13 protein-coding genes are annotated in these 12,776 nt (G+C 67.6%); 9 read left to right on the forward strand and 4 right to left on the reverse strand.

Annotated features, from left to right (window positions below; all coding sequences use genetic code 11):
• The first annotated feature begins 86 nt into the window (after positions 1–86).
• The gene (locus ACS0OT_RS16775) at positions 87–1,190 is read left to right on the forward strand and encodes an alkene reductase (RefSeq protein WP_235649098.1); all 1,104 of its coding nucleotides are present in this window, start codon (positions 87–89) and stop codon (positions 1,188–1,190) included.
• 49 nt (positions 1,191–1,239) lie between these two features.
• Here the strand turns inward: ACS0OT_RS16775 and ACS0OT_RS16780 are convergent, their stop codons facing one another.
• A complete protein-coding gene (locus ACS0OT_RS16780) occupies positions 1,240–1,917 on the reverse strand; it encodes an SMI1/KNR4 family protein (RefSeq protein WP_164093600.1) in 678 nt (225 codons plus the stop codon).
• Positions 1,918–2,013: 96 nt separating this feature from the next.
• On the opposite strand from ACS0OT_RS16780, the gene ACS0OT_RS16785 reads away from it, so the two are divergent.
• Positions 2,014–2,448, forward strand: a complete 435-nt coding sequence (locus ACS0OT_RS16785; protein ID WP_442255904.1) for a VOC family protein — start codon at positions 2,014–2,016, stop codon at positions 2,446–2,448.
• 126 nt (positions 2,449–2,574) lie between these two features.
• Here the strand turns inward: ACS0OT_RS16785 and ACS0OT_RS16790 are convergent, their stop codons facing one another.
• Positions 2,575–3,459: a LysR family transcriptional regulator gene (locus tag ACS0OT_RS16790; protein WP_065185382.1), complete on the reverse strand. Its 885-nt coding sequence runs from the start codon at positions 3,457–3,459 to the stop codon at positions 2,575–2,577.
• A gap of 107 nt (positions 3,460–3,566) precedes the next feature.
• Between ACS0OT_RS16790 and ACS0OT_RS16795 the strand changes: the two genes are divergently transcribed.
• Positions 3,567–4,625, forward strand: coding sequence for an NAD(P)-dependent alcohol dehydrogenase (locus ACS0OT_RS16795; RefSeq protein WP_061479602.1), 1,059 nt, complete (start codon positions 3,567–3,569; stop codon positions 4,623–4,625).
• 122 nt (positions 4,626–4,747) lie between these two features.
• On the opposite strand, the gene ACS0OT_RS16800 is transcribed toward ACS0OT_RS16795, so the two are convergent.
• On the reverse strand, positions 4,748–6,112 hold the full coding sequence (locus tag ACS0OT_RS16800; RefSeq protein WP_065185383.1) for a glutamate--cysteine ligase: 1,365 nt from the start codon (positions 6,110–6,112) through the stop codon (positions 4,748–4,750).
• A 152-nt stretch (positions 6,113–6,264) separates the two neighbouring features.
• On the opposite strand from ACS0OT_RS16800, the gene ACS0OT_RS16805 reads away from it, so the two are divergent.
• From ACS0OT_RS16805 to ACS0OT_RS16815, 3 genes are all read left to right on the forward strand, one after another.
• Positions 6,265–6,969 (forward strand): VIT1/CCC1 transporter family protein, encoded by a 705-nt coding sequence (locus ACS0OT_RS16805; RefSeq protein ID WP_005419279.1) that lies wholly within the window; start codon positions 6,265–6,267, stop codon positions 6,967–6,969.
• Positions 6,966–7,790, forward strand: a complete 825-nt coding sequence (locus ACS0OT_RS16810) for a helix-turn-helix transcriptional regulator (protein ID WP_065185384.1) — start codon at positions 6,966–6,968, stop codon at positions 7,788–7,790. The genes ACS0OT_RS16805 and ACS0OT_RS16810 overlap by 4 nt, the downstream gene beginning before the upstream one ends.
• A gap of 647 nt (positions 7,791–8,437) precedes the next feature.
• Positions 8,438–9,409, forward strand: coding sequence for an MBL fold metallo-hydrolase (locus tag ACS0OT_RS16815; RefSeq protein WP_164093298.1), 972 nt, complete (start codon positions 8,438–8,440; stop codon positions 9,407–9,409).
• 73 nt (positions 9,410–9,482) lie between these two features.
• Here ACS0OT_RS16815 and yihA read toward each other — a convergent pair whose 3' ends face one another.
• Positions 9,483–10,085, reverse strand: coding sequence for a ribosome biogenesis GTP-binding protein YihA/YsxC (gene yihA, locus ACS0OT_RS16820; RefSeq protein ID WP_049414655.1), 603 nt, complete (start codon positions 10,083–10,085; stop codon positions 9,483–9,485).
• 156 nt (positions 10,086–10,241) lie between these two features.
• On the opposite strand from yihA, the gene ACS0OT_RS16825 reads away from it, so the two are divergent.
• The 3 genes from ACS0OT_RS16825 to ACS0OT_RS16835 all read left to right on the forward strand — a co-directional run bounded on the left by ACS0OT_RS16825 (position 10,242) and on the right by ACS0OT_RS16835 (position 12,742).
• Complete coding sequence (locus ACS0OT_RS16825; RefSeq protein ID WP_065185386.1) at positions 10,242–11,042, forward strand: c-type cytochrome; 801 nt, start codon at positions 10,242–10,244, stop codon at positions 11,040–11,042.
• Between the two features lie 106 nt (positions 11,043–11,148).
• Entirely contained in the window at positions 11,149–11,799 is a 651-nt protein-coding gene (locus tag ACS0OT_RS16830; protein WP_005419285.1) for a thiol:disulfide interchange protein DsbA/DsbL, read from the forward strand.
• A 106-nt stretch (positions 11,800–11,905) separates the two neighbouring features.
• Positions 11,906–12,742, forward strand: coding sequence for a thiol:disulfide interchange protein DsbA/DsbL (locus ACS0OT_RS16835; protein WP_053500287.1), 837 nt, complete (start codon positions 11,906–11,908; stop codon positions 12,740–12,742).
• The last annotated feature ends 34 nt before the right edge of the window (positions 12,743–12,776 follow it).

The following is a 12,776-nucleotide window of genomic DNA, read 5'->3' on the forward strand; positions in this document are numbered from 1 at the left end:
ATCGAAGCGCTTTATGCGCCTGCATGTCAACTCCATCCTGTGTGCATCGCGCCGCTGGCGCCTCCCCCCGCACCGAGATGACCGACATGACCGCCGCCCTGTTCCGCCCCTTCGATCTGGCAGGCACCGCCCTGCGCAACCGCATCGTGATGGCCCCGATGACCCGTGCCCGCAACCCCGGCGCGGTGGCCAATGAACTCACCGCGCAGTACTACCGGCAGCGCGCCAGCGCCGGCCTGATCATCAGTGAAGGCACCCCGGTCTCGCCGCAGGGCCAGGGTTACATCGACGTGCCGGGTATCTGGTCGGCCGAGCAGGCCGCCGGGTGGAAGCTCGTCACCGAGGCGGTGCATGCCGCACAGGGCACGATCTTCGCCCAGCTCTGGCACGTCGGCCGCATGTCGCATTCCTCGCTGCAGCCCGACGGTGGCCAACCGGTAAGCGCCGGTACCCGGCCGGTCGCCAGTGCACCGAAGAACACTTCGTTCGTCTATCTGGACGACGGCAGCCGCGGCCACGCCGATCCCACCCCGGCACGTGCGCTGGCCACCGAAGAGATCCCCGGCATCGTCGACGACTTCGCGCGCGGCGCCGACAACGCCATCGTCGCCGGTTTCGATGGCATCGAACTGCATGCCGCCAACGGCTACCTGTTCGAACAGTTCCTCAACCCGCTCATCAACCAGCGCGATGATCGCTACGGCGGTTCGCTGTCCAATCGTGCGCGCTTGATCCTGGAGACCGTCGATGCGATGGCCCAGCGCATCGGTGCGCAGCGCGTCGGCGTGCGCCTGGCACCGAACAACCTCACCTTCGACATGCCGTTCTACCCCGACAACGAAGCCACCTATCTGTACCTGGCCGAGGAACTGGGCAAGCGTGGGCTGGCCTATGTGCACCTCAACGACAACCTGCAGGCAGGCCAGTCGGTGCTGGGTGAGGCGTTCCTGCGGCAGTTCAGGCAGGCCTACGGTGGCACCGTCATCCTGGCAGGTGGCATGACCCGCGAACGCGCCCTGCAGCTGGTCGAAGCGGGCACCATCGACCTGGCCGCGTTCGGCCAGCCGTTCATCGCCAACCCGGATCTGGTCGAGCGCCTGCAGCGCAACATCGCGTTGGCCACGCCCGACCGCAGCACCTATTACGGTGGCGGCGAAGCAGGCTACCTCGATTACCCGGCCGCAGGCTGATCCCGCACGGGATCGGATCCCCACCACAGGTGGGGCTCCGACCCTTGGCTCAAACTTCCTCGCGCACGTAAGCGAACGACTCGTCCAACCGCTCGAAGCCGATCACTTCAACGACGATGGCCTGTGCGTCGTCTTCGCTGATGTTTGCTTCTTCAATATCGTCAACGCGGGCGAACAACCGCTGCAACGCCGCGAACTGGTCGCCGCGCAGGAACGACTGGTGGCTCTGCAGCCAGCGCTGCAGATTGCCGGCCAGCTCGCCGTGCGACAGCAGCGTATACGGCGCTTGGTAGTCGGCAACGGCTTCGACCATCTTGCGGAACAGGAAATCCTGGTAGTTGGCGGCCAGCACATCGGCACGATCATCGTCATGCCACACGAGCACGACGGGCGGCTCGGCAGAATCGGGCGCGTTGCTCCAGAAGCAGTAGCTGTCGCCGCCGCCGGTCCGCGCAAACGGCAGGAGCTGCAGGTCGGGACGCAGGGGATTGTAGTGGTCCTCGGCGGTCAGCTCCTGCCACGCCTCCAGCAGCTCATCGTGTTCCAACGGCTCGTAATCCTGGGCGTATAGCAACACCGGTGGATCCGCCTGCAGCGTCGGGAACACCACCTCGGACCAATCCGGATGGGGAGTGCCCCAGCTCAACCGACCCGCTGCATGCAACTGCTTGAACAGGGGCGGGAAGGCCTGGCCGGTGGCCTGTTCGATGTCGGATAGCACGCTCATGGATGTCCTTGTCGATGGAGGCCGCCCAGCTTGCCCGAATCCGCGCAGGAGATGAACCGGCAGCAGCAGGTGGCGAGACTAGACTGCAACCACCGGATGCTGGAAATCACTGCCGTGAACGCCACTGCCCGCAACTTCATCGTCAACATCGACGTGTCCGACCTGGCCGCGGCCGAAGCGTTCTACCTGGCCGCGTTCGGGTTGCGCATCGGTCGTCGGCTCGGTACCGGCGCGGTGGAACTGCTCGGTGGGCCAACACCGCTCTACCTGCTGCAGAACGAGGCTGGCAGCGCCGCCACCGAAGACGGCGATGTGCGTGACTACGAGCGCCACTGGACCCCGCTGCACTTGGACTGGGTGGTGGAAGACATCGATGCCGCGTTGATGCGTGCGGTCGCGGCCGGAGCGATGCTCGAGCAACCGGTGCGCGAGCGCCGCTGGGGCCGTATCGCCGTGCTGGCCGATCCGTTCGGGCACGGCTTCTGCCTGATCCAGTTCAGTGGCGAAGGCTACGACGCGCTGGTCGAATGAATTGCTGGCTGCGTCGCGGGCGCCAATCCACGCATGGCGCGGATCTACTGATCCGCTTCAAGCAACGCGTGGAGGCTGTCGTTCGGCAGTAGATCCACGCCATGCGTGGATACGCACCACCGCACGTCACTCCCGCAGCATGTCGACGAACGCGCGCAGCGCTCCGGGCATCTGCCGCTGCTTCGGGTAGTACAGCGCGAACCCGGCGAACGGCTCGCTCCAGTCTTCCAGTACCGCCACCATCTGCCTCGATTCGATATACGGCCGCGCGGTGTCTTCCAGCACGTAGGCCAGGCCGATGCCATCAAGCACTGCACCGACCACGGTGCCCTGCTCGCTCAACGTCAGCCGGCCCGGCACGTCGATCTCCAGCGCTTGCCCGCTGCGCTCGAACTGCCATTTGTACAGATGCCCGCTGGCAAAGCGGAAGCGGATGCATTCATGCGCGGCCAGGTCGCGCGGATGCTGCGGCGCCGGATGTCGCCGCAGGTAATCCGGCGAGCCAACGATCAGCCCACGCAGAGGCGGCCCCATCGGCACCGCCACCATGTCCTCGGGCACGAATTCGTGCAGGCGCACGCCCGCGTCGTAGCCCTCGGCGACGATATCGACCAGCCCATCATTTTCGGTCAGCTCGACGCGTACATCGGGGTGAGCGTGCAGGAAGCGCGCCAGCCGAGGCCGCAGCTGGGTCGCCACCGCCGCCCGGGTGGCGTTGATGCGCAGCAGGCCGGCCGGGGCGGCACGGAAGTGGTTCATTTCTTCCAGCGCGTCATGCACCTGCCCCAGCGCCGGCTGAAGGCGCTCCAGCAGGCGCTGCCCGGCCTCGGTCAGGGCCACGCTGCGCGTGGTGCGGTGGAACAGGCCCACGCCCAGTCGTTCTTCCAGCGCGCGGATCGCATAGCTCACCGCCGAGGTCGACAGCGCCAGCTCGGCGCCGGCGCGGCGGAAGCTGCGGTGGCGGGCAACCGCCGCGAACGCGGCCAGGTGGGAAAGGTTGTCAGTGGCCATGATTGTGCAGTTTCACTTGATGAATCATGCCGATATCCACGCTTCTTGCCATTGGGAACGCGGCGTATTGTAAAGCGCCTTTCGATAAACCCTGCCAAGGATTCCCCATGTCCCTCGCCCGTGGTTACGCCGCCCATTCCCATACCGCTCCGCTGGTCCCCTATGAGTTCGAACGCCGTGCGGTCGGTCCCGACGATGTGCGCATCGAGATCCTCTACAGCGGCATCTGCCACTCCGACCTGCACCAGGCCCGCGATGACTGGGGTGGCTCGATCTACCCGATGGTGCCGGGCCACGAGATCATCGGCCGCGTCACCGAGGTCGGCAGCAACGTTACCCGCTTCAAGGTCGGCGACCACGCCGGCGTGGGTTGCATGGTCGACTCCTGCCGCCACTGCGACGCCTGCCAGCACGACCTGGAGCAGTACTGTGCCGAGGGCGCGACCTGGACCTACAACGGCCGTGAACGCGAAAGCGGCGCACCGACCTACGGCGGCTATTCCGACCACGTGGTGGTAGAGCAGCGCTTCGTGGTGAAGGTCTCCGATACCCTCGACCTGAAGGCGGCCGCACCGCTGCTGTGCGCCGGGATTACCACGTGGTCGCCGCTGCGCCATTGGAAGGTCGGCCCGGGCCAGAAGGTCGGCGTGATCGGCCTCGGCGGCCTCGGCCACATGGGCGTGAAGTTCGCCAAGGCACTCGGCGCGCACGTGGTGATGATCACCACCACCCCGGAAAAGGGCGCCGATGCCAAGCGCCTGGGCGCCGATGAGGTGCTGGTCTCGCGCGATGCGGCGCAGATGAAGGCGCACGCCGGCAGCTTCGACTTCCTGCTCAATACCATCCCGGTCAGCCATGACACCAATCCGTACATGGGCCTGCTCAAGCGCGAAGCCACCATGTGCCTGGTGGGCGTGCTGACCGAACTGGACCCGCCGCTGACCGGCGGCAGCGTGATCTTCGGCCGCAAGCACCTGACCGGCTCGGCGATCGGTGGCATGGCCGAAACCCAGGAAATGATGGACTTCTGCGCCGAGCACGGCATCGTCAGCGACGTCGAGATGATCGACATCAGGAACGTCAACGAAGCCTGGGAGCGCATGGCGAAGAACGATGTGCGCTACCGCTTCGTGATCGACATGGCGACGTTGAAGAACGCGGCCTGAACCAGGACGGATCTGGAAATGAAAAACCCCGGCAATGCCGGGGTTTTTCTTCTGGTAGTGCCGGCCGCTGGCCGGCGACCCTGCCAGGCTGCCGGCCAGCGGCCGGCACTACCGCAATCCACTCAGTACGCGAACTCGCGGAACACCGGATCGACGTCACCATGCCAGCGGCCATGGAACAGCGCCAGCTTGCGCTCGGCCGGGGTCAGGCCGGATTCGACGATCTCCTGCAGCACGTCCAGGAACTTGCTCTCGTCCTGGCCGTCGGCATTGCGCGCCGCACGGCGCTTGAGGCCTTCCACGGAAATCCTGACCGCTTCCCGGGCCAGGTCGCGCACCGTGCCGTTGCGGAACGGCAGGTTCATTGCATGCTTCGGCACGCCGTCACGCAGCGCATGGCGCTCGGCCAGGGTGAAGTCACGCACCAGGTCCCAGGCAGCGTCCAGCGCAGTGTCGTCGTACAGCAGGCCCACCCAGAACGCCGGCAGCGCACACAGGCGGCTCCACGGGCCACCATCGGCGCCGCGCATTTCCAGATACTTCTTCAGGCGCACTTCCGGAAACGCGGTGGTCATGTGGTCCGACCAGTCGCGCAGGGTCGGCAACGCGCCCGGCAGCACCGGCAGCTTGCCCTGCATGAAGTCGCGGAAACTCTGCCCGCTGGCGTCGTGGTAGGTGCCGTCGCGATAGGAGAAGTACATCGGCACGTCGAGCAGGTAATCGACATAGCGCTCGTAGCCGAATCCATCCTCGAATACGAAGTCGAGCATGCCGGTGCGGTCGGCGTCGGTGTCGGTCCAGATGTGCGAGCGATAGCTCAGGTAGCCGTTCGGCTTGCCTTCGGTGAACGGCGAATCGGCGAACAGCGCGGTGGCGATCGGCTGCAGCGCCAGGGACACGCGGAACTTCTTCACCATGTCCGCTTCGGTGGCGTAGTCCAGGTTCACCTGCACCGTGCAGGTACGGGTCATCATGTCCAGGCCCAGCGAACCGACCTTGGGCATGTACGCGCGCATGATCTTGTAGCGGCCCTTCGGCATCCACGGCATTTCATCGCGCTTCCACTTCGGCTGGAAGCCCATGCCGAGGAAGCCCAGCTGCAGTTCGCCGGCCACCTGCGCCACTTCGTTGAGGTGGGTGCCGGTCTCCACGCAGGTCTGGTGGATGGTCTCCAGCGCCGCACCTGACAGCTCCAGCTGGCCGGCCGGTTCCAGCGTCACCGAGGCCCCATCGCGCAGCAGGGCGATGGTGCAGCCATTCTCCTGTACCGGCTCCCAGCCGAAGCGGACCAGGCCGTTGAGCAGTGCTTCAATGCCGCGCTCCCCCTCGAAGGTCGGCGGGCGCAGGTCGTCCAGGCGGAACCCGAACTTCTCGTGCTCGGTGCCGATGCGCCACTGCGCGCGAGGCTTCTCGCCGGAGGCGATCACCTCCACCAGCTGCGAGCGGTCGGTAATGGGGGTATCGGCGACGTGGCTGGGGCTCGACAAGGGGAGGGCTCGCTGGACGGTGGCGGGGGATGTGGGGCTCGCGGCCTTCCATCGCAAGGGCGCACTATAGCGTGGCACCTCGTTGCGTCATGCGACGGTGACGGGTTTCAGCATCCCACCGACGCCCTCTTGACCCTCGTACACTCAACGACATGAGCCGCCATTCACGACATCCCGAACTGCACCGCTCCGAGCGCGTCGGCTGGCTGCGTGCCGCCGTGCTGGGCGCCAATGATGGCATCGTCTCGGTGGCCGGCCTGGTGGTCGGCGTGGCCGCCGGCGGCGCCTCCGCTACCACCATCCTCGCCACCGGCGTGGCCGGCACCGTGGCCGGCGCGATGTCGATGGCCGCCGGCGAGTACGTCTCGGTACAGACCCAGGCCGACACCGAGGACGCAGACCTGGCAATGGAAAAGCGCGAGCTGCGCGAAAATCCGCACAGCGAGCTGGAGGAGCTGGCCGCGATCTACCGCCACCGCGGCCTGGAGCCTGCGCTGGCACGGCAGGTGGCCGAACAGCTCACCGCCCATGATGCGCTGGGTGCCCACGCCCGCGACGAACTGGGCATCACCGATACCCTGCGCGCCCGCCCGCTGCAGGCAGCGCTGGCCTCGGCCGGTGCGTTCACCTGTGGCGCGGCGCTGCCGGTGCTGACCGCCCTGCTCGCGCCGGTCGACAGGGTCGCACTGATGACCACGGCCAGTACCCTGCTCGGCCTGTGCCTGACCGGCGCAGTGGCGGCCAGGGCCGGCGGCGCACCGCCGGTTCGCGGCGCGATCCGGGTGATGTTCTGGGGCGCATTGGCGATGGCCGCGGCGGCCGGCGTCGGTCGCCTGTTCGGTGCCCACGTGTCATGACCGCCATGCTGCCACCGGCCACCGCACTGCTGGCCGAGATGGCCAGCCTGGCCGGCTGCGCACGCGCCGAAGGTTATGCGTGCATCACCGCTCGGCGCGAACATGGCGCCAGCTCGGTGGAGATTCCACAACCACAGTTCGCGATCCTGCTGGAAGGACGCAAGCAAGTGCGTACCGCGCACCAGTCGCTGGAGTTCATGCCCGGCGACATCCTGCTGCTGACCCAGCGCTGCCGCATCGATGTGGTCAACACCCCCGACCCACGCAGTGGCCGCTACCTCAGCGCCATCGTGCCGCTGTGTGCCGAAGTGCTGGCGGCCGCACGCACGCTGTGGAGCGGGGAGCTTCCCGCCGCCGGTCATGCGATGGCGCGGCTGCCGTTGATCGATCATGGCGCGGTGCTGCGCCAGTGGCGGCAATCTCTGCAGGACGGCCGTTACAGCGAAGCGCGGCTGGCCCTGGCCTCGTTGGTACTGACCCTGTGCCGGCAGGGCCACGGCAACCTGCTGCTGCCGCAGGCGCCGAGCCTGGGCGAACAGATCCGCGACCGCATCGCCGCCGAACCCGCTCGCGACTGGCAATCGCGCGATGTGGAAGCGCTGTTCGCGCTGAGCGGCGCGACCCTGCGCCGTCGGCTCGCCGCCGAGGACACCAGCCTGCGCCAGCTGCTCACCGAGGCCCGGCTGGCGCATGGCATGCAGCTGCTCTACACCACCGACCTGCCGCTGAAGACCGTGGCCGCACGCGCGGGCTACCGCTCTGCGGCCAGTTTCAGCAAGCGCTTTGCCGAGCAGTACGGGCTGGCTCCCACAGACATTTGAGGGGTTCGGCAGGGCTGCGCCCTGCACCCGCCAAAGCAAGTGCAAGAGCCGAAGCAACAGCCAAAGCAACAGCAACAGCGGCTATCCGTGGGAGGGCGGGGCGGTGTGGGTGGGCAGGACACGCCGTAAACCCATCCATGGGGGCTCGATGGCGCCATCCATGGCGCCAACGGTCCTGCCCACCCACACCGCCCCACCTCTGACAGATCTTCGCGGCTGTTGGTAGGCGTCGACCTTGGTCGACACGATTTTTCTGTCAGATATCGAAATCGATCTGGGGTCAGATCCGTTTTCCTGCGGAAAACGGATCTGACCCCAAGAGCATCTCCAACAGTTCGCGGAAAACTGTCGAAGGCGGGGTGGGTCCGGTTGCGGGAGTGTCCGCGGCATGGATGCCGCGGCCAAGCCCCCATGGATGGGTTTACGGCGTCTCCCGCAACCGGACCCACCCCGCCATCCCACGGATAGATCGCTGTTGCTGTTGCTCTTGCTTCGGCCGTTGCTCTGGCTCGTAGCGGGTGCAGGGCGCAGCCCTGCAGACAACACCCCCTTCCCTGAGCATTCCACGCAGTGGTTTGAGCGCCGTGCGCACGCCAGTCACGGCACGCTAGGCCAACGGAACCGCCCATCATCCACCGAGAACCCTCATGACCCTGCGCCATCTGCCCCTACGCACCGCCCTGCTGCTGGCCCTGTCCTCCCTGCCGCTGGCCGCGTTGGCCGAAGCCACCTCGCCCGCTCCCACCCAGCAGGTGCCCGGCGTCTACCACCAGCGCGTCGGCGCGCTGCAGGTCACCGCCCTGTTCGACGGCGTGGTCGCGCTGGGCCGGCAGGAAGTGGTCGACGTGCCGCCGACACTGGTCAGCCGCCTGTTGGAAGGCCGCTACGTACCGGAAGACAAGAAGGGCCTGCAGACCGCAATCAACGCGTTCCTGGTGCGCCAGGGCAACCACCTGACCCTGGTCGATACCGGCACCGCGCAGTGCTTCGGCCCCGGCCTGGGCCAGGTGCTGGGCAACCTGCGCGCCTCCGGCGTGGACCCGGCCGAGGTGGACGAGGTGCTGCTGACCCACGCCCATCCGGACCACCTGTGCGGGGTGCTCGATGCACAGGGCAAGCCGGCCTACCCGAATGCCACGGTGTGGCTGTCCAGGGCCGATGCCGACTACTGGCTCAACCCGGCCAGCGAGGCTTCCGCGCCGAAGGGTGTGCGCTTCGCCTTCCCGCTGGCGCGCAACGCGGTGGCACCGTACCAGGCCAGTGGCCACCTGCGCACGTTCAACCCCGGCGATGCCCTGCCCGGCGGCGCGGTGGCGATGGACACCCATGGCCATACCCCCGGCCACGTCTCCTACCGGTTCGACAGCCAAGGCCAGTCACTGCTGGTGTGGGGCGACGTGCTGCACTTCCATGCGGTGCAGTTCGCGCACCCGGAGGCCGCGTTCGAGGCCGATTCGGACCGCAAGGCGGCCATCGCCAGCCGTCGCGGGCTGCTGCAGCAGGCCACCGCCAACGGCTGGTGGGTGGCCGGTGCGCACCTGCCGTTCCCGGGCCTGGGCCACGTCCGCAGTGAAGGCCAGGCCTATGCGTGGGTCCCGGCGGAGTATTCGCCGTTGTGAGGGTGTGCCGACCAAGGTCGGCACCCACCCGATCGGGTAGCGCCCGGCTGCCAGCCGGGCGACCGGCAATACCTTATTCCAGCCCCAGCCAGCCGCCGATCACGGCGCGGGCTTCGTCCACGCCGGTACGGTCTTCGCCCGAGAACACCTGCACGCTGACGCTGTCACCGTAGGCCGATTGCAGCTCCTTGCGCACCTTCTGCAAGGACTGCATCTGCTGGCTGCGGCTGAGCTTGTCGGCCTTGGTCAGCAGGGCATGCGCCGGCAGGCCACGCTGCACGGCATAGGACAGCATCTGCCGGTCGTAGTCCTTCAGCGGATGACGGATGTCCATCACCACCACCAGCCCCTTCAGGGCCTCGCGGGTGCGGAAGTACTTGTCGATGAAGGCCTGCCAGTGCGCCTGCAGGTCCAGCGGCACCTTGGCGTAGCCGTAACCGGGCAGGTCGACCAGATGCGCCTCCGGGGTGACCTGGAAGAACACCAGCTGCTGGGTACGGCCGGGGGTCTTGGAGACACGCGCCAGGGCGTTCTGGCGGGTCAGCGCGTTGAGCGCACTGGACTTGCCGGCGTTGGAGCGGCCGGCGAAGGCCACTTCGGCCCCTTCGTCGGGCGGCAGCTGCCGCACGTTATGGGCCGAAAGGTGGTAGCGGGCGCGTTCGATGAGCAATGACATGTGCCTAGGATCGCATGTTGCGGCGCCGCGCGCCCGTGCCGGCGGCCTTTGCGGGCATTTTGCTGCACTGCTGCGTTGACCGTGCGCGGAAACGGCGTTGATAATCCGGGCGATGCCGGCCGCCACCGCCCGGCCCGGTCCATACGGAGCTTCAGCATGCGCCACGCTCGCGTTCTTGCCGTATCCGCCCTTGCCACTGCTGTAGTCGTTGCCGCTGCTGCGTTCGCGCAGACCACGTTGACCCCGCTGCCCGACAATGGGCCGATCAATACCGCCTCGCTGGAGGTGGATTTCAGCAAGACCCACTGGGGCGATGCGAAGGCCGGGCAGACCAAGGCGACGGCCTGCGCGGCCTGCCACGGTGCCGACGGCAATTCCACGGTGGAGATGTACCCGTCCATTGCCGGCCAGAGCGAACGCTACGTGGCCCAGCAGATGGCCCTGATCGCCAACGGCCAGCGCAGTTCCGGCGCGGCGGTGGCGATGGTGCCGTTCGTGCAGAACCTCACCCCGCAGGACATGCGTGATATCGGCGCCTACTTCGCCACGCAGAAGGCCAACGCCGGCATCGCCGATGACACGGCGGTCGCCGACGGCCCCTACAAGGGCATGAAGTTCTACGAGATCGGCCAGCAGCTGTACCGCGGCGGCGATGCCAAGCGTGGCCTGCCGGCCTGCATGGCCTGCCATGGCCCCAGCGGTGCCGGCAATCCCGGCCCGGCCTATCCGCATCTCGGTGGCCAGCACGCCAGCTATGTCGCGCGCCGCCTGCAGGAGTACCAGGCCGGCCAGACCAACGAGACCGACAAGGCGCACTTCCAGATCATGGCCACGGTCGCGCAGAAGCTCAGCGAGCAGGAGGTGCAGGCGCTGTCGAGCTACCTGCAGGGCCTGCACAACAAGGCCGACGATGTGGCCACCACGGCCACGCCAACACAACCGGCTGCCGCCCCCTGACCACCACTGGTCGGCCCGGGCCGCGACGCCGGCCTACGGCTGCGGTATGTTTCCTTCACGCCGGCGGCTGCGCCGGCGTTGCTTTTTTCAACGGAGATGCGTGTCGATGAGGTTGATTTCCCGCCTGCTGTTGTCCGTGCTGGTGCTGCTGCCGCTGGCAGCCTGCGCCGCCACCCCCGCCAATGCCCCGCTGGTCGAGGGCAAAGACTACGAGCGCATCGCCCAGCCGGGCCCGTTCCAGCCGCTGGCCGGCAAGATCGAGGTGGTCGAAGTCTTCGGCTACACCTGCCCGCACTGCGCCCATTTCGAACCGCAGCTGGAAGCCTGGGCGGCCAAGCTGCCGGCCGACGTGCGCTTCACCCCGGTCCCGGCGGCCTTCGGCGGTGCCTGGGATGCCTGGGCACTGGCCTACTACGCCGCCGACGAAGTCGGCGTGGCCAAGCGCAGCCATGCCGCCGTGTTCAAGGCCCTGCACGAGCAGGGTTCGCTGCCGATGCAGAACGTCTCCGCCGATGAGCTCGCCACCTTCTACAAGGCCTACGGCGTGACCCCGGACCGCTACATCCAGGCCCTGCGCGGCGATGCCGTGCAGAAGAAGGTCGAGGCCGCGCGCGCGTTCGCCCAGCGCACCAAGATTCCGGGCACCCCGGCCATCATCATCAATGGCCAGTACCTGGTGCGCGGCAACAGCTTCGACGACCAGCTGCGCATTGCCTCGGCGCTGATCGCGCAGGCGCGCGCCGCCCGCGGCCGCTGAACCAACACCCACCACCGACACGGCGTTGTCGCCGCCGCGTGTCATCATTTCCCCTTGGCCGGCGCCTGCCGCCGGCCCCACCTTTCCAGATGCTGGAGACGTTTCCATGAAGATCCGTTACGCCCTCGCCCTCGCAGCGCTGCTGCCGATCCTGGCCGCCTGCAAGGCCGACGACGGCAGCACCAACACCACCGCGGCCCCCGCCGAACCGGCAGCAACCCCGGCCACGACCACCGAACCGGCTGCCGCACCGGCGGCGGGCAGCGAAGGCGCCGCGCCGGCTGCCGCTGAAGGCGAGAAGACTCCGGCCGAAGCAACTCCGGCCGCCGCGCCGGCCCCGACCACCGCCGCACTGACCGGCCCGGCTCCGGTGGAAGGTGCCGACTACCAGGTGATCCCGAACGGCCAGCCGTTCCAGCCGGCCGCCGGCAAGATCGAAGTGACCGAGATCTTCGGCTACGTCTGCCCGGCCTGCGCCGCGTTCCAGCCGCTGGTCGGCCCGTGGAAGGCCGGCCTGCCCAGCGACGTGAACTTCGTCTACGTGCCGGCCATGTTCGGCGGCACCTGGGATGACTACGCCCGTGCCTTCTACGCCGCGCAGACCCTGGGCGTGCAGGAGAAGACCCACGAAGCGCTGTACGCCGCCATCCACTCGCAGAAGACCCTGAAGGGCGAGCGCGGCCGTGACTCGGTGGAAGACATCGCCAAGTTCTACGCCGCCTACGGCGTCGATCCGAAGCAGTTCGCGGCCACCATGGGCAGCTTCGCGGTGAACGCCAAGACCAACTCGGCCAAGCAGTTCGCCCAGCGCAGCCAGATCAGCGGCACCCCGTCGATCATAGTCAACGGCAAGTACCTGGTTAAGGGCAAGAGCTTCCCGGACATGCTGCGCATCGCCGACCACCTGATCGCCCGCGAACGCGGTGCGGCCCAGGCTCACTGATCCAAGAGAAGCATTTCCCGGCCGTGAATTCCCC

This window comes from Stenotrophomonas maltophilia group sp. RY12688 (genome assembly GCF_052149045.1).
Taxonomy (GTDB): Bacteria; Pseudomonadota; Gammaproteobacteria; order Xanthomonadales; family Xanthomonadaceae; genus Stenotrophomonas; species Stenotrophomonas sepilia.